Below are 17010 nucleotides of genomic sequence, written 5' to 3' on the forward strand. Positions count from 1 at the left end.
TGGTATGCTGTGCCGCGCGACGTACTATAACCGCGACAGGATTGTGTCGGTGTCGACAGCGCCGATGGCACCGGTGGTGCGGCCCCGTTCCCCGGCCAGCCGCGTGGCCACGTAGGCTTCGGCCACCGGCGCAGGCGCGTGGCGGATGAGCACCGAGGCGGTCAGCAGCGTGGCGAGGCTTTCGACATACCACCGCGCCTGCGCCTCGTCCGGCAGGCGGGGGAAACGGGTAATGTGGGCGTTGAGCGCCGCGTCATAGCGCCAGTATTGCCCGGCAACCGCCCCCAACTCACGGCTGAGCACCTCGCCCGACAGAGGCACCTTGCGCAGGGTGCGCAGGATGTCGAGGCAGATGACGTTACCCGACCCTTCCCAGATCGAGTTGAGCGGCGCCTCGCGGTAGAGGAGCGGCAGGGGAGTGTCCTCGACATAGCCCATGCCGCCCATCGACTCCATCGCCTCGTAGACCACGTTCGGACACAGCTTGTTGCCCATGTACTTGGCCAGCGCGACGGCGACGCGGGAAAAGGCGCGGGCCTCGTCGGTGTCGCGGTCGAACTGCGCCGCCACGAAAATCCCCAGCGCCAGGGTGCCTTCCCAGTCGAGCGCGAGGTCCGCCAGCACCGACTGCATCAGCGGCTGGTCGATCAGCGTCTTCTGGAACGCGGTGCGATGGCGGGCCCAGTGGGCGGCGTGGCTCAGGGCCGCGCGCATCAGGCCCGCGGGGGCCATGGCGGTGTCGAGGCGGGTGTGGTGCACCATCTCGACGATGGTCTTCACGCCCTCGCCTTCCGCGCCCAGCCGGTAGGCTGTGGCGTCGGCATATTCGATCTCGGCCGAAGCATTTGCGCGGTTGCCCAGCTTGTCCTTGAGCCGCTGGATGTGGATCGTATTGCGCTGCCCTTCCAGCCAGCGGGGCACGAGAAAACAGGTGAGGCCGCCCGGCGCCTGCGCCAGAGTCAGGAAGCCGTCGGACATGGGCGCGGAGCAGAACCACTTGTGGCCGCGCAGCACGTAGGCGTCGCCATCGGGCGCGGCGCGGGTGGTGTTGGCGCGCACGTCCGAGCCGCCCTGTTTCTCGGTCATGGCCATGCCGAGCGTCGCGCCGGGCTTGCGCGCCAGCGGTTTTGGCGCGGGATCGTAGGCGCGGCTCAGGAGCTTGGGCGCCCAGGTGTCGAAGAGCGCGGTGTCGGCCTGTAGCGCGGGCACTGCGGCGTAGGTCATGGTCATGGGGCAGCACACGCCCGGCTCGACCTGGGAAGTGAGGTAGACCATCGCGGCATGGGTGGCGTGGCCGCCCGCCGCCCCTTCCCATGCGATGGCGGCATAGCCGGCGCTGATGCCTGTGCGCATGAGGTCGTGATAAGCGGGGTGAAAGCGCAGCTCGTCGAGCCTGCGGCCGCCGGCGTCGAAGAGCAGCAGTTCGGGCGGGTTGCGGTTGGCCGCACGGCCGGCCTCGGCCATGGCGGCGGTGCCGATGGTTTCACCGTAAGCCGCGAGATGCGCGATGTCCGCCCCCGCCGCCCCGGCATGGTCGGCCAGCGCCGGATCGGCGGCATAAAGATCCACGTCGCCACGGGCCGCGGGCTGATTGGTCACGTCATGGGTGAGCAGCGCGGCATCGGGGGGCAGTTGTGGCATGAATGACTCTCCTTGAGGACGAGTAGTAGCCTTTAAGCGGATTGATGTGAAAGGGGATTCACAAAGCGAATCGCCTGTGTCATTGTGTGCGGGCACCGCCCGAAAAGAGGCGGGCAGCATAGGCAGAAAGAGCAGTCATGAAATCGCGCAGGCGCCCCGCATTCGGTGTGTTGATCTATTTCGCCATAGCCTTTGGGCTGGGGGCGTATTTCACCTTTGCCGCGGTGCAGGGCGACTATGGCCTGTTCCGCCGCGCCGAGATCGAATCGGGCGAAGCGGAACTGCGCAAGCAACTGGCAGTGCTGGACGGACAGGTGGACCGGATGGAGAACCTGACGCGGCGTCTGTCGGACACCTACCTGGACCTCGACCTGTTGGACCAGCAGGCGCGCGACGTTCTGGGGATGCTGCGCGCCGACGAGATCGTCATCCGCTGAGCCCCCCTGCCCTGTGTGGAGACGCAGAGGGTTTCCCCGGTTTCGGCAAGCCTGGCAAGAAAGGCGATGTGTTCGTCCGGACCGCAGGGCGCCTCTGCGCCGTCGAGGCTTGCGGAGGATGGGCACATGATGTCACCTTAGGGGTCGCCGGTGCGGTGCGCGGACCCCGGCCGGCTGTTGGACGTGCCGCAAGCCCAGGCTAGGTGGTTTGTCACGGACAAGAGCGCATGTCGGAACGGTCCGACCGTCCCCGTGCGCAAGAACGGCAAGGAGAGGAGTGCAATCATGAGTGCGCAACTGGTAGCAGCCCTGATCGTGTCGCCCTTCGCGCTGGCCTTCGTCTATGCGGGATATCACGAGTATTCGCGCTACAAGTCAGAGGGCCGGGCGACCTATGGACTGGTCTATGACGAGGAGAGCGGCACGACCCATGTGACCGGCATCGGCGAAGACGAAACGGCGTACGACCACACCGAGTTCGATCCCAGCAACTACAACGATCCGGATATCAAGGAGGACGACCGCGCCTAGCGGTTCCCCCCCCCGAACAGCTTCGATGACCCGGTCCGCCGGCTTGGTCTGACGCTGCGTCAAAATCCCCCTCGAAAAATCCGGGCGAGTCCTGTATAAGATAGTTTAATGCTAAACTACCTTTTTCAACACAGGAGCCCGCCCGCATGGCTGCCAGAAAAACCACAAAGAAACCAAACGTTTCCGCCGACGAATTGAAAAAGTACTACCGCGACATGTTGCTGGTGCGTCGATTCGAGGAGAAGGCCGGCCAGCTATACGGGATGGGCCTGATCGGCGGGTTCTGTCACCTTTACATCGGACAGGAAGCGGTTGTCGTGGGGCTGGAAGCCACCGCCGAGGAAGGCGACAAGCGCATTACCACCTATCGCGACCACGGCCACATGCTGGCCTGCGGGATGGACCCCGACGGCGTGATGGCCGAGCTGACGGGCCGCGAGGGCGGCTATTCCAAGGGCAAGGGCGGCTCGATGCACATGTTCAGCCGCGAGAAGGATTTCTACGGCGGACACGGGATCGTGGGCGCGAACGTGCCGCTGGGCGCGGGGTTGGCTTTGGCCGATCAGTACAAGGGCAATGACCGCGTGACCTTTACTTATTTCGGCGACGGCGCGGCCAACCAGGGCCAGGTCTACGAGACGTTCAACATGGCCGCCCTGTGGAAGCTGCCGGTGGTTTTCGTCATCGAGAACAACCAGTATGCCATGGGCACCTCGCAGAAACGCTCGACCTCGACCCCCGACATTTACACCCGCGGCGAGGCTTTCGGCATCCCCGGCGAGGCCGTGGACGGGATGGACGTGTTGGCCGTGAAGGAGGCCGGTGCCAAGGCCGTGGCGCACTGCCGCAAGTGCGACGGGCCGTATATCCTGGAAGTGAAGACCTATCGTTATCGCGGTCACTCGATGTCGGACCCGGCCAAGTACCGCACCCGCGAAGAAGTGCAGAAGATGCGCGACGAGAAGGACTGTATCGAGCATGTGCGCGAGCTGCTTCTGGAGGGCAAGCACGCCAGCGAGGAGGACCTCAAGGCGATAGACAAGGAAATCAAGGACGTGGTGAACAAGTCCGCCGATTTCGCCAAGGAAAGCGCCGAGCCGGATGTGTCCGAGCTTTGGACAGACATTTACGTGGAAGCCTGAGCGACGGGTTGCGAGGAGACATAAAGACATGCCTACAGAAATTCTGATGCCCGCCCTGTCGCCGACGATGGAAGAAGGCACGCTGGCCAAGTGGCTGGTCAAGGAGGGGGACACGGTCAACTCGGGCGACATCATGGCCGAGATCGAGACCGACAAGGCCACGATGGAGTTCGAAGCCGTCGACGAAGGTACGATCGGCAAGATCCTGATCGAGGAAGGCACCGAGGGTGTGAAGGTGAACACGCCCATCGCAGTGCTGCTGGAGGAGGGCGAAAGCGCGGACGATATTGGCGAGACCTCGTCGGGCGGCGGTGCCTCTTCTGCCGAGAAGGACGGTGATAGTGGCGACGAGGACGAGAGCCGCGGCAAAGCCGAGCCGGTTGCCGCCTCGCCCGCAGCCCCCGTGCCCCAGCCCGATGCCAGCCCCGACTGGCCCGAGGGCACCGAGATGACCAAGATGACCGTGCGCGAGGCGATCAACATCGCCATGATCGAAGAGATGCGCAACGACGAGAACGTCTTCATCATGGGCGAGGAGGTGGCCGAGTACCAGGGCGCCTACAAGATCACGCAAAACATGCTGGACGAGTTCGGCGCCAAGCGGGTGATCGACACGCCCATCACCGAGCACGGCTTTGCAGGGATCGGCGTGGGCGCGGCCTGGGGCGGGCTGAAGCCCATCGTGGAGTTCATGACCTGGAACTTCGCCATGCAGGCGATCGATCAGATCATCAATTCGGCCGCCAAGACCAATTACATGTCCGGCGGGCAGCTGGGCTGTTCCATCGTGTTCCGCGGCCCCAACGGCGCGGCGGCACGGGTGGCCGCACAGCACAGCCAGGATTTCGCGGCGTGGTATTCTCACGTGCCGGGCCTGAAGGTGGTGCAGCCTTATTCGGCGGCCGATGCCAAGGGTCTGCTCAAGAGTGCCATTCGCGACCCGAATCCTGTGATCTTCCTCGAAAACGAGATCCTTTACGGGCGCAGCTTCGAGGTGCCAGTGCTGGATGACTTCACCATCCCCTTCGGCAAGGCTCGGATCGCCCGGCCCGGCGACGACGTGACGATCGTCAGCTTCGGGATCGGCATGACCTATGCGCTGGAGGCCGCGGACAAGCTGGCTGAAGAGGGCGTCAGCGCCGAGGTGATCGACCTGCGCACCCTGCGGCCGCTGGATTATGACACTGTGCTGGCAAGCGTGATGAAGACCAACCGCTGCGTCACGGTCGAGGAAGGCTTCCCCGTGGCCAGCATGGGCAATCATCTAAGTGCGGTGATCATGGAGCGGGCGTTCGACTACCTCGATGCGCCGGTGATCAACTGCACGGGCAAGGACGTGCCCATGCCCTATGCCGCGAACCTTGAAAAGCTGGCGCTGACCTCGACAAAGGAAGTGATCGAGGCCGTCAACAAAGTGACCTACCGGTAGGCGAGTTTTGCAAATGCTGTATACAAAAAATTGGAAAGCAAGCTGCCCGATTTGCAAGACCAAGACAACGGATCAAGAAGACAAACGCAAATGTAGCAATTGCGAACATGTAGGCCTTAAAGCATTTTTCGCTCGATATGGTTTCAGCTCTTTCGGATGCCCAAGATGCGATCAGGTTGCAACGACTAAAAAACTAAAATGCGGGAACTGCGCAGTTGAGATCAACGGATCATTTATCAAGAAGCGAGGGTTCTTCTGATGCCTACTGAAATACTGATGCCCGCCCTTTCCCCGACGATGGAGGAAGGCACGCTGGCGAAATGGCTGGTCAAGGAAGGCGACACGGTGAATTCCGGCGACCTGCTGGCCGAGATCGAGACCGACAAGGCCACGATGGAGTTCGAGGCGGTCGACGAAGGCACGATCGGCAAGATCCTGATCGAGGAAGGCACCGAAGGGGTGAAGGTGAACACCGCGATTGCCGTGCTGCTGGAGGAAGGCGAGAGCGCGGATGATATCGGTGACGTGAGCGCCCCGGCCTCCGGTAGTGGCGGCGACACGGCCGAGGCCAAGGACGAAGCGCCCAAGAAGGACGCCGCGGCCAAGCAGGAGACGCCCGAGAGCGGCGACTTGCCCCCTGCCCCGGCCGCGCCAGTGAAGGATGGCGAGCGCATCTTCGCCTCGCCGCTGGCGCGGCGGATCGCCAAGCAGAAGGGTATCGACCTGACCGAGCTGAAAGGCTCGGGCCCGCATGGGCGGATCGTGAAGGCCGACGTTGAAAGTGCAAAGGCCGGTGCGGCGAAGCCTGCCGAGGAAAAGGCGGCACCTGCGGCAAGTGGTGGACAGGCGACACCTGCCCCGGCTGGCCCCAGCACCGATGCCGTCGTGGCGATGTACCAGAACCGCGAGTTCGAGGAGGTCAAGCTCGACGGGATGCGCAAGACCATCGCCGCGCGCCTGACCGAGGCCAAGCAGACCATTCCGCATTTCTATCTGCGGCGAGATATTGAACTGGATGCTTTGCTGAAATTCCGCGGCCAGCTGAACAAGCAGCTTGAAGGACGCGGCGTGAAGCTGTCGGTGAACGATTTCATCATCAAGGCCTGCGCGCTGGCGTTGCAGGCTGTGCCCGATTGCAACGCGGTCTGGGCCGGGGACCGGGTTCTGAAGCTGAAGCCGTCGGACGTGGCGGTGGCCGTGGCGATTGAAGGCGGGCTGTTCACGCCGGTTCTGAAGGATGCCGAGATGAAGTCGCTGTCGGCCCTGTCGGCAGAGATGAAGGACCTTGCCACCCGCGCACGGGAGCGCAAGCTCTCGCCCGAAGAGTATCAGGGCGGGACATTCGCGATTTCAAACCTTGGCATGTTCGGGATCGACAATTTCGACGCGGTGATCAACCCGCCGCATGGCGCGATTCTTGCCGTGGGCGCGGGTGTGAAAAAGCCTGTCGTGGGTGACGATGGCGAGTTGACCGTGGCCACGGTGATGTCGGTGACGCTAAGCGTGGATCACCGGGTGATCGACGGCGCGCTTGGGGCGGAACTGTTGGACAAGATCCGGGAGAACCTGGAGAACCCGATGGTGATGCTGGCCTGAGGGTTTTGGCGTTGCGACTGTTAGGGCCGGGGATCTCCCCGGCCTTTTTCGTTGCTAGAGGTGGGTTGTCACCCACCTACGGGAACGGGCATGCGTGACGTCGCGCGTCTTACGCCCTTCACGCCAGCGCGTAGATTCCCAGCCCCACGGCCAGCCAGCCATAGGCCAGAAGCGCCAGCCAGAAGAGCACCCGATCGAGCCAGCCGCCATGATCGTGATCATGCCCGTCATGGTCGCCCGAACCGCGCCAGGCGAGCCAGCCGAACACTGCCGTCAGGGCGAGGAACCCGAGGTTGAGCCAGAAAGTGTAGTCGATCTTGAACCGCTCGGACGGCTCCATCATGCTCTTGGCGGCACTTTGAGGCTCAAGACCCAGCAGGGCAAAGCCGTAGTGAATGGCCAGCGACGTCAGGATCAGCGCGCCGAGGAACAGGCCGGCGATGTAGAGCGCCATCTTCCAGCCATAGAACTGCGCGTTCACGCGGATGACCGGAAACACCACGAGGTCGGAGAAGATGAAGGCCATGATGCCCGCCACGCTGACCCCGTTGGCGAAAAGCAGCCCCGCGAGGGGGATGTTGCCCATAGAGCCGATGAAGGTGAAGAAGGCCGCGACGGGGCCGATGACGGTATGCGAAAGCACCTCGAAGAAACTGCGCGTGCCCTCGTCGCCGGTGCTGGGGAAAAGCTAGGTGAAGAACTCGGCCGGCACAAAGGCGGCGATGATGCCGGCGATGGTGAAACCGACGGTGACATCCTTCCACACCATCTGCCATTCCATCAGGTAAGCCTTGGCCATCTTGGACCAAAGCGCAGGGGATTGGGTGAGGTCGGACGGGTCCTCGGGGTCGTCCTCTTCGCCCGCTTCGAGTGATTGACGGACGTTCTCGATCAGCTTTTGCGGCCGCCAGAGGGCCACGAGGCCCCACATGACCGCGATCAGGATCAGGCCGCCCACGTACTCGGCCACCACGAACTGCCAGCTGAGAAAGACCGAGATGACGATGCCAAGCTCGATCACCAGGTTGGTGGAGGCCAGCAGGAACGCCATGGACGGAACGAAGCCCGCGCCCTTGGCGAAGAGCGCCCGCGTGGTGGCGAGGGCCGCGAAACTGCAGGAAGACGAGATGAAACCGAAGAACCCGGCCAGCGACATGGATCTGAGATTCTCATCCCCCATCGCATGCCGCATCCGGTCGCGGCTGACAAAAAGCTGGATGACCGCACTGACGAGATACCCCAGTCCGAACGCCCAGAAGGCCACCCAGAAATATCCGAGCGTGGTCAACGCTGCGTCGGCCCAGCTCTGAAAAAAATTCATCGTGTCGGTCCCCATTCGCGTGGTCAACGCGTTGGGTTTTCCGCCTGTTCCGGCGCGCGGTCAGATCAGAACGATGGCGTGCCGGTCTGCTTGGCCTTTTGCGCCTTTTTCCACGCAAAAACCTCGCTGCGTTCGGTCCAGTCGTAGCGACCGTCCTCGCGCACGAGGCTCCAGTAAAGGTCGCCGGCGTCGCGCCAGGGGTCCAAGACGAGGCTGTCTTCCATCGAGTCGCCCCGGCGACCCAGGATGGTGGTGCTATGTTCCAGCCGGATGCTGTCGTAATTGGCGATGGCGCGGTGGATTTGCAACGTCTTGAAATTCTCGCGTTGCAGGCGGGCGTCCATGTCATGGGCCCAGTGCCAGCACAGGCCGCGCGGCTTGTTGCCGAAATTGACGGCGGTGTTGTGGGCCAGCGGGCCGCTGTCGATCTCGTATTCGACGACCAGTTGCGCGACATAGGTATAGGCGACGTAGGCAGCGCGTCCGGCTTCCTCGGGGTCGACGCCGGGGCCGAGGTCGAGGAAAGCCTGTTTCAGCGCGGCTATATTGGCCGCCTCGCGTTGTGCCGCGGCCTGGTAGAACGCCTTGTCAAAGCTGTGGCCATAGCGGGCCAGTTGCGCCGAGCGTTGCCAGACGGCGTCGGGCATGGAAATGGCCTCGGCCAGGGCACCGGGCGGCAGGCTGATGTTGGAGGTTGCGTTCCGCGAAGAGGCAAAGGAAGCGCTGCCCGCGTCTTCGGGCATTTCGGTGCAGGCGCCCAGAAGAAACGCGCAGGCCAGTGGCAGGAAACTGAAGGTTTTTGACAGCATTTCGGCGACATCTCCCGGTGCAGACATGTCAAGTTTCGGTTTCTTAGGCAGCGTATCTACTGACGGCCCGTGTGAATGTCGACTCGACGCGACATGTTTGATGGCATGGACGCCCTGCCTGTGCGTCACTTTTGCATCATGGATGGGCCTGTTGCTGTGTTTTTTGAACCTTGCCCAACGCGCAGCGACACATCTGCAGAGATTACACGGAAGGCGGGGCATATGTTCCTTCACAATGCGGAAATCTATGATTTCGAGCTGGTTTGCCGGTGCCTGGGGCTGGTTGGGTTCGGGCTTTACGTGCTGAGTTTTCTGTTACTGAGTACTGGGCATATCAGCAGTGTCCGGATGCGGTACTTCGTGCTGAATCTGGTGGCGGCGCTATGTGTGATCGCGTCACTGGCGGTGGATTTCAACCTGAGTTCGGCCCTGATACAGGGGTTCTACGTGGTCATCTCGCTGACAGCGATGGGGTTGCGGATGCGCCGGCGTCACGCGGAGCCCACAGGCATGGCCTGACCAAAACTGCGGCGCATCGGGCGCCGCTGTCTGAATTCTCCAAAATCTTGAGGTGACGGCGCCTTAGCGCACGCCCAGAAGCTGATCCATCGCGACGGAGGGCTGATCGCAGCCTGCCTCTCCGACGATCTTGGCCGGAACGCCCGCGACGGTCTTGCAGGGTGGCACTTCCTGCAGCACCACCGAACCGGCGGCGATGCGGCTGCAATGACCGACCTTGATGTTTCCCAGCACCTTGGCCCCGGCCCCGATCAGGACGCCGTCGCCGATCTTGGGATGGCGGTCTTCCTCTTCCTTGCCGGTGCCGCCCAAGGTGACGGAATGCAGCATCGAGACGTTGTCGCCCACCACGGCGGTCTCGCCGATCACGATGGAGTGGGCGTGGTCGATCATGATGCCCTTGCCGATGCGGGCGGCGGGGTGGATGTCGACGCCGAACACTTCAGAGCAGCGCATCTGGAAGAAACGCGCCATGTCGCGGCGGTCGGTGCGCCACAGCCAATTCGCCACGCGGTAGGCCTGGATTGCCTGGAAGCCTTTGAAATAGAGCATCGGCAGGATGAAGCGGTCGCACGCAGGGTCACGGTCGTACACCGCGACGATATCGGCGCGGGCCGCCTGGCCCAGCTCGGCATCGTCGGTATAGGCCATGTCGCAAATCTCGCGCAAAAGCTGCTCTGGCATCTCGTGTGAGCCCAGTTTCATCGACGTGCGGTAGGCCAACGCGGATTCGATGGTCTTGTGATGCAGGATCGACGAATGGATCAACCCGCCCAAGAGCGGCTCGTCCTTGATCGCGGTCTCCGCCTCGGTACTGATGCGGGCCCAGACCGGGTCAAGCTCGGCCAGCTTTGCATGTGTGTTCGCCATGTGCATGCTCCTCGGTGCGAGTATTGCTTATACCAGATAAGCTCGATCCGTAAAATGCAAAGGCGTCATGGGTGGGTTCACGAAAATGAATGAAGCAGAGGTTGAGGATTTCCGCGCACTGATCGAGACGCGCTTGGGCGAGTTGGACGACGAAGACGCCCGTGGCGCGGCGGGCAAGGCCACGGTGGAACTGGACCAGCAATCGGTCGGGCGTCTGAGCCGGATGGACGCGTTGCAGAACCAAGCGATGGCCAAGGCCACGGATGCGCGCCGCGCCGGAGAGCGGGCGCGGCTGACCGCAGCCCTCGCCCGGATGGACGACGGCGAGTTCGGCTATTGCGAGGATTGTGGCGAGGAGATCGCCCTTGGCCGCCTGAAGCTGGACCCGGCCGCGACGCGCTGCGTGGAGTGCGCGCGCGGCTGAGGCGTCAATTTCAGGCGGGCACCGCAATCCGCGCAAAACGGCCTGGCCCGAAGCGCGTGGAGACCTGCGCGACCTGGATCTCGTAAAAACCCGACAGCGCGTCGGCCGCCTGATCCGTCGCGCTGTAGGTCCAGACCGGCGCGGTGGTGCTGAGCTGTCGGATCACCGCATCCTGCTGCACCACGCGCACCAAGTATTCCTCGCGGTCCTCGCCCAGCGGTACATCGGCGGTATCCCAGCGGTCGCCGTCGATGCGCGTGCGCCGGATCCAGCTGAGTGACAGATCGCCCCCCGCCACCGCCGCGAGCCGCAGGTGCACAGGCGAAAGCGGCCTTAGCCCCAGCCCGTCGAAGGCCAGCCGCGCCGCGCTGAAGCTGGGGTCGTCCACCGGGCGCCCGGCGGGGCCGATCCGGTAGTAGCGCGCCAGACCGCGCTTGGCCTCGGCCAGATCGATCTGCTTGGCCGTGCCGTTTAGGCGCACGAGATAGCTGCCTTCTGGCCAGGGCTCTGTGCGTTCGGTGCCGACTTGTCCTCGCAAGCGGTGGCTGAGCAGGTACGAGTCGGTGTCGACGAGGGCGGCATCGCGGAACTGAATCAGCTCCCATCCATCAGGCGTGCCGTCGCCGATAGCGCACAGGTTGCCACCGTTCAGAAGCGCCAGATCGCTGATGCTTTCCAGCGTGCCGCCCAACATCCGCACCTGGAGGGCGGATCCGCGGTCGATACGGCCCGCACAGGCTGGCAAGAGCGGCGTTTCCAGCACACCCACGGGAGTCCGGGCCGTCACAAGGGTGTTGAGGGCATAGTTCGAATCCTCGTCCGAAGCATAGAGCGCGACCGAGCCGGGCCAAGGCCTGGCGGTGACGGCGAAATGCGGCGCGTGGGGCACCTCGTCGCCGGTCAAAAGCGGCAGATCGAGGAAGAAGGGGGCCACCGGCGATGGCGGCACGAAGGGGCGCATGGTGACGGCCTCGTCCTCGAATTCGGCGGCGCGATAGCTTTCGGGTTCGATCCGCACGGCTTCGAGCTTTTGCGCGCCGGCCATCTGGTCGGCCCGGTCGATGCGGAACAAGCCCCTGCCCTGACCTTCGGGTACGGCGATGACGTCGCCCGCTCCGGTTTCGAGTTGCGAGGGCGGCAGGGTCAGGCGCAGGGTGTCGGTGGCGACCCGCGCCTCGGACAACCAGCGTTCGACGGTCTGGCGGCCCTCGGCGCGGGTCATGGCCAGCGGGAATTCCGATGTCGAAACGGCATGGGTGGCGTCGTCGGGCAGGATCGCCTCTTCGGCGATGACTTCGAAATCGCCGTCAGCTTCGACAAAGCGCAGGCGGATTCGGCCCGCCAGCTCCACGGTGCTGCCGCGGGTTTCCTCGAGGACGCCGTCCATCTCGGGGTCACGGACCAGCGTGTCGAGGTCCAGCACCCGGTCGAAGCCGCCGTCGCGCATGATGAACTGAAGGCGCCCATCGCGTTCTACCGCGTCGAAGCCGTAGCGCAGCATCAGCGGTTGCAGCGCGCTGCGGGCCTCGGAGACCTGGTCGACCGTATAGCCGCGCACCAGGCCTTGGGCCTGGGACGTGTCACAGGCGTCGAGGCCGGCGCGACGGCAGATTTCCTCGATAACCGAGGCCAGCGTGCGCGCCGAGATGCGACCGTTCAGCCAATGACCGCGGGTGTAGTTTTCTCCATCGCTCCAAAGCGCACGGTTGTTGGGGAAGTAGGGATAGGGCCGCATGTCCCAGGCCCATGCATAGGCGTGATCCATGTCCAGCATCGCGCCATCGTAAATGTCCGATTGCGGGTTGTTGGCGGGATCGTTCCAGTAGCCAAGGAAAGCCCGAAGGTATTGTTGCTGGATCAGTTCATCACGGCGCCCATCCGAGAAATGCGGCAGGGTGGATTCCGAAGACTTGGGGTCGAGGAACTTGTTGGGCTGGTTCGTGCCCTTGTCCACGGCGGCGCAGCCGTATTCGTCCACCCAAGCGCCGTCGAATTGCGGCCCGCGCAGGCTCTCCGGGTCATGTGCCGAGAAAACCTGCGCGATTGCGCCGTTGGGCCACTGAAGCCGCTTGCGCGTCGCCTGCCAGACGGGGCGACGATCGGGCGGCGAGCAGGCCATGATACCGCTTTCGCCAAAAACCATGACGTCACGCACCTGGTCGATGGTCTCGCCCACCAAAGCCAAGCGATGACACCGGCCCGCGTCCAGCGGCCTGGCCCCTTCGACCTGACCGCGCACCCATTCGGCCCCGGCGCGCGTCTTGCCGGCGCCACGTCCACCCAGGATGACCCACGTGCGCCAGTCGCCTTCGGGCGGACGCTGATGGTCCATCGCCCAGAAATCGAACAGGTATGGCAGCGACAGGATCTCGCCGTCACTCAGGCTGTCCAGAAACTCTTTCTGCGTCTCGGGCCCTGCGGAGACGAGCCAGTCGACATCCGATACTGTCCCGGGCTTCGTCAAGATCGACGGCGTATCCATCCGTGACGCCAAGCTCTTTTTCTCTTCTTCTTGCAAGTTGTGTCTCCGCATCTATCGCGATCTTCAGCCATTGCCGGATCTCCGACGTGGCGCGTGTGGCGTCTTTCAGCGCTTCGAATTGCCCTTGCCTGATCTGGGAATAAATCTCTTCCAGATCGGCCCGCATCTCCGCCAGTTGCGCTTCGAGCGCATCGATGGAGATCGTGACCTGGGAAGGGGCCCGGTCTTGCGTGATCAATGGCATGCGTGCCGGCACCTCCAATTGTCTTGCAACAGGGCCGTTTGTCCCGAAAAACAAAAAGGCGACCGGTGGGCATTCCACGGGTCGCCTGCAGTTTTCGGATAGTGTCGTTAATGAAGGATCGCGGCACCGTGCGGTGCCCCGCGTGCCCCTTGCCCGCGCCTACTGGTTCGCGCGTTCGGCCTCCAGCGCGCGATAGGCCGCGACGTTGCGGTTATGCTCTTCCAGCGTTTCCGCAAACAGGTGGCCATCGCGCGGGTCCAGCGTGCGGGCCACGAAGAACACGTAATCGGTATCCTCGGGGTTTACCGCGGCCTCGATACTGGCGCGCCCGGGATTGGCGATGGGCGTGGGCGGCAAACCGTCGATGACGTAGGTATTGTAGGGCGTCTCGGCACGCAGCTCGCTCTGGCGCAGGCCGCGACCCAGCACGCCCTCGCCATTCGTGATGCCATAGATCACGGTGGGGTCGGTCTGCAGCCGCATCCCTTCTTGCAGGCGGTTGGTAAAGACGCTGGCGACCTGTCCGCGCTCGGTGGGCACGCCGGTTTCCTTCTCGATGATAGAGGCGAGGATCAGCGCCTCCTCCGGCGTCTCCACGGCGATATCCGACGCCCGGTTCTGCCAGGCCTCGGTCAGGATCAATTCCTGCGCCTCGCGCATCCGGGTCAGAATGCTTTCGCGGGTGTCGCCCACGCTGAACTCGTAACTGTTCGGCGCAAGGCTGCCCTCGGGCGGCACCGCCGCCACCTCGCCATCCAGCGCGTCGACTGCACCAAGCGCGTTCACCACCTGCCAGCTGGTCACGCCTTCTGCGACGGCCACGCGGTAGCGGGTGTCAGCCTGATCACGCACCTCGGTGAATTCGGCGGGGGGCGTGACCTCCTCGGCCTGCGGATCGAAGGCCGCAACCTCGACAAAACGATTGGTGGCCGGGTCCAGTTCGCGCACTTCGACCTCGCTGGCGTTGACACCGATGCGGTACACCACCTCGGTGCCGCAGGTGCTGGCCCCGCCACGGGTCACGATATCGGTGATCTCGCCCATGCTGGAGCCTTCGGGGATCAGCCAGCTGCCGGCCTTCAGCAGTTGGGTCTTGTCAGTATAGTCCGCACCGATGCGAAAGATCCGCTCGCTGGTAATCGCGCCCTGCTCGGCCAGATCGGTCGAGATGCCACGCATCGAACTGCCGCGCGGCACCTGAAGGCAGATCGGCTCTTCCAGCGGGCCAGTCGCACGGTACTCATTCTGGCCCCACAGGATCACCCCGCCTAGCAGGAAGACGACGACAACCAGAAACGTCAGGAAATTCGAGGCGATGTGCCGCCACATCAGCGTACAGCCCCCAAACAGAGACAGGCATTGGTGCCGCCGAACCCGAAGCTGTTGGACAGTGCCACCTTGATCTCGCGTTCGTGCTTGGCGTTGGCGGCCAGGTTCATCGGTGTTTCCACCGCCGGGTTGTCCAGATTGATCGTCGGCGGCGCCACCTGATCACGAATGGCCAGGATCGAGAAGATACCTTCGATCGCGCCCGCCGCGCCCAGAAGGTGCCCGGTCGAGGATTTGGTCGAACTCATCGTCGCTTTCGACGCCGCGTCACCCAGCAGTTTTTCCACCGCCTTCAGTTCGATCGTATCGGCCATTGTGCTGGTGCCGTGGGCATTGATGTAATCCACCTCGGACGCGTCGATGCCAGCGTTGCGCAGGGCGCCCTGCATGGCGCGAAACCCGCCATCGCCATCCTCTGCGGGCGCGGTGATGTGATAGGCGTCGCCCGACAGCCCATAGCCCAGAACCTCTGCATAAATCTTGGCGCCGCGCGCCTTGGCGTGCTCGTACTCCTCCAGCACGACCATGCCCGCGCCCTCGCCCATCACGAACCCGTCGCGGTCGGCGTCATAGGGGCGGCTTGCGCTTTGCGGGTCGTCGGCGCGTTTCGTGGAAAGCGCCTTGCAGGCGTTGAAGCCCGCGATACCAATCTCGCAGATCGCCGCTTCGGCACCGCCTGCGATCATAACATCCGCATCGCCATGCTGAATAAGGCGCGAGGCGTCGCCGATGGCGTGCGCCCCCGTCGAACAGGCCGTCACCACCGCGTGGTTCGGCCCCTTGAAGCCGTAGCGAATGCTGACCTGACCGCTGATCAGGTTGATCAGCGCACCAGGGATAAAGAAGGGAGACACCCGTCGCACACCGCGATCACGAATGAGCAGCGTCGTTTCCTCGATCGAGCGCAGACCGCCGATTCCGGACCCGATCATCACGCCGGTGCGCAGGCGGCTTTCCTCGTCCTCGGGCAGCCAATCGGCGTCCCGCACGGCCTGTTCGGCCGCCGCCACGCCATAGAGGATGAAATCATCCACTTTCCGGCGCTCCTTGGACTCCATGTAATCCTCGGAGTTGAACGTGCCCTCGCTGCCGTCGCCCAGCGGCACCTCGCAGGCGTATTTCGTGGCCACGCTCGTGGGATCGAACCGCGTGATTATGCCCGCTCCTGACTTGCCTGCCAGAATACGGCTCCAGCTCTCCTCCACGCCAGATGCCAGCGGGGTCACAAGACCCAGACCCGTCACAACCACTCGACGCATGATGTTGCCCTCTTGTCCTACCTTCGTCGGCTTCCATACCGCGCCTTGCCCGTCGGGGGCAAGGCCAACGGCAAAGGGGCGCGGTCTTCCGCGCCCCTTTTTTCAAGCCTGTCGTTCAGCTTATTGGAACTCGGCGATCGGTTCGCGGTCGCTTTGCGCCACTTCCAGCGCCGCTTCCAGCGACACGTCGCGGGACAACAGCGCCCGGCCGATGATCGTGCCCGCTATGTTGGGCACGTATTTCAGACGCGAGACGTCATCGACGCTGCGCACGGTGCCGCGTGCGATCACCGGATGCCGGGTCAGACCGGCCAGCCCGCTGATGACGCCCAGCGTCCCGTCGCTGTCCTCGATATCGGCGTCGATGTCGGTCAGGATGATGCCCGCCAGCGGTGCATCATCGAAAGCGGCGATATAGCTTTCGGGCGAGAACGCGCTTTTCGTACGCCAGCCCTCGGTCATCACCGAACCCTGGAAAATATCGACGGCCAGCACGATCTGGTCGGGATAGAATTTGGCCAGTTCGCGCAGGGTGTCGGGGTCGTAGGCCGCCATGGTGCCAACCACGATCCGGCCCGCGCCCTTGTCGATGCATTTCGCCACGCCGTCCCGCGACCGGAAACCGCCGCCCAACTGGACCGGGATCCCGGCAGAGCGAATGACCTCTTCGATCAGGCTGCTGTTGTCGCCGTCACCGGCCAGCGCGTCGATGTCGGTCAAATGCATCCACGATGCGCCGGCGGCGGCAAAGGATTTCGCGGTCTCGACCGGGTCGACATGCCAGATGACCGGCTCTTCGAGCCGACCGCGCGTCAGGGACACGCATTTGCCGTTACGCAGTTCGAGAGTGGGGTAGATGATCATGCGACAGTCACCTTCTGATTCGGGCTGGTTCCGCCTTGTCTGCGGGGTCTGCCCTGTTTAGACCCCTGCTTAGTTCACGATGGTCTCAAATCGGCATCATACAGTCTGTTCCC

General features: G+C 63.6%; 15 protein-coding genes and 1 pseudogene. 7 read left to right on the forward strand and 9 right to left on the reverse strand.

Features of this window, described 5'->3' with window-relative positions; translation table 11 throughout:
* Positions 1-24: 24 nt before the first annotated feature.
* Positions 25-1641: an acyl-CoA dehydrogenase family protein gene (locus FIU86_RS10750; protein ID WP_152475083.1), complete on the reverse strand. Its 1617-nt coding sequence runs from the start codon at positions 1639-1641 to the stop codon at positions 25-27.
* A 137-nt stretch (positions 1642-1778) separates the two neighbouring features.
* On the opposite strand from FIU86_RS10750, the gene FIU86_RS10755 reads away from it, so the two are divergent.
* From FIU86_RS10755 to FIU86_RS10775, 5 genes are all read left to right on the forward strand, one after another.
* The gene (locus tag FIU86_RS10755; RefSeq protein WP_152475084.1) at positions 1779-2078 is read left to right on the forward strand and encodes a septum formation initiator family protein; all 300 of its coding nucleotides are present in this window, start codon (positions 1779-1781) and stop codon (positions 2076-2078) included.
* 285 nt (positions 2079-2363) lie between these two features.
* Positions 2364-2609 (forward strand): hypothetical protein, encoded by a 246-nt coding sequence (locus tag FIU86_RS10760; protein WP_152475085.1) that lies wholly within the window; start codon positions 2364-2366, stop codon positions 2607-2609.
* 146 nt (positions 2610-2755) lie between these two features.
* A complete protein-coding gene (gene pdhA, locus FIU86_RS10765; RefSeq protein ID WP_152475086.1) occupies positions 2756-3751 on the forward strand; it encodes a pyruvate dehydrogenase (acetyl-transferring) E1 component subunit alpha in 996 nt (331 codons plus the stop codon).
* 28 nt (positions 3752-3779) lie between these two features.
* Positions 3780-5180 carry a pyruvate dehydrogenase complex E1 component subunit beta gene (locus tag FIU86_RS10770; RefSeq protein ID WP_152475087.1) on the forward strand — a complete coding sequence of 467 codons (1401 nt, stop codon included), beginning with the start codon at positions 3780-3782 and terminating at the stop codon, positions 5178-5180.
* Between the two features lie 258 nt (positions 5181-5438).
* On the forward strand, positions 5439-6776 hold the full coding sequence (locus FIU86_RS10775; RefSeq protein WP_152475088.1) for a pyruvate dehydrogenase complex dihydrolipoamide acetyltransferase: 1338 nt from the start codon (positions 5439-5441) through the stop codon (positions 6774-6776).
* A gap of 118 nt (positions 6777-6894) precedes the next feature.
* Here the strand turns inward: FIU86_RS10775 and FIU86_RS22800 are convergent.
* Together FIU86_RS22800 and FIU86_RS10785 are read right to left on the reverse strand one after the other, a co-directional pair.
* Positions 6895-8112 (reverse strand): annotated as a pseudogene (locus FIU86_RS22800) (permease).
* Positions 8113-8162: 50 nt separating this feature from the next.
* Positions 8163-8933, reverse strand: a complete 771-nt coding sequence (locus FIU86_RS10785; protein ID WP_152475089.1) for a hypothetical protein — start codon at positions 8931-8933, stop codon at positions 8163-8165.
* 195 nt (positions 8934-9128) lie between these two features.
* On the opposite strand from FIU86_RS10785, the gene FIU86_RS10790 reads away from it, so the two are divergent.
* Positions 9129-9425 carry a hypothetical protein gene (locus FIU86_RS10790; protein WP_152475090.1) on the forward strand — a complete coding sequence of 99 codons (297 nt, stop codon included), beginning with the start codon at positions 9129-9131 and terminating at the stop codon, positions 9423-9425.
* A gap of 63 nt (positions 9426-9488) precedes the next feature.
* Here the strand turns inward: FIU86_RS10790 and cysE are convergent, their stop codons facing one another.
* Positions 9489-10295, reverse strand: a complete 807-nt coding sequence (gene cysE / locus FIU86_RS10795; protein WP_152475091.1) for a serine O-acetyltransferase — start codon at positions 10293-10295, stop codon at positions 9489-9491.
* Positions 10296-10380: 85 nt separating this feature from the next.
* On the opposite strand from cysE, the gene FIU86_RS10800 reads away from it, so the two are divergent.
* Positions 10381-10719, forward strand: a complete 339-nt coding sequence (locus FIU86_RS10800) for a TraR/DksA family transcriptional regulator (RefSeq protein WP_152475092.1) — start codon at positions 10381-10383, stop codon at positions 10717-10719.
* A gap of 10 nt (positions 10720-10729) precedes the next feature.
* Here FIU86_RS10800 and FIU86_RS10805 read toward each other — a convergent pair whose 3' ends face one another.
* From FIU86_RS10805 to FIU86_RS10825, 5 genes are all read right to left on the reverse strand, one after another.
* Complete coding sequence (locus FIU86_RS10805) at positions 10730-13183, reverse strand: glycoside hydrolase TIM-barrel-like domain-containing protein (protein WP_254703802.1); 2454 nt, start codon at positions 13181-13183, stop codon at positions 10730-10732.
* Positions 13095-13445: a hypothetical protein gene (locus FIU86_RS10810; RefSeq protein WP_152475094.1), complete on the reverse strand. Its 351-nt coding sequence runs from the start codon at positions 13443-13445 to the stop codon at positions 13095-13097. The genes FIU86_RS10805 and FIU86_RS10810 overlap by 89 nt, the downstream gene beginning before the upstream one ends.
* Positions 13446-13604: 159 nt before the next feature.
* Positions 13605-14774: an endolytic transglycosylase MltG gene (gene mltG / locus FIU86_RS10815; protein ID WP_152475095.1), complete on the reverse strand. Its 1170-nt coding sequence runs from the start codon at positions 14772-14774 to the stop codon at positions 13605-13607.
* Entirely contained in the window at positions 14774-16033 is a 1260-nt protein-coding gene (gene fabF / locus FIU86_RS10820; protein WP_152475096.1) for a beta-ketoacyl-ACP synthase II, read from the reverse strand. Before fabF ends, mltG begins: the two co-directional genes overlap by 1 nt.
* Before the next feature lie 120 nt (positions 16034-16153).
* Positions 16154-16897, reverse strand: a complete 744-nt coding sequence (locus FIU86_RS10825) for a 1-(5-phosphoribosyl)-5-[(5-phosphoribosylamino)methylideneamino] imidazole-4-carboxamide isomerase (protein ID WP_152475097.1) — start codon at positions 16895-16897, stop codon at positions 16154-16156.
* Positions 16898-17010: the final 113 nt, after the last annotated feature.

The organism is Roseovarius sp. THAF9 (assembly GCF_009363715.1).
Classification (GTDB): Bacteria; Pseudomonadota; Alphaproteobacteria; order Rhodobacterales; family Rhodobacteraceae; genus Roseovarius.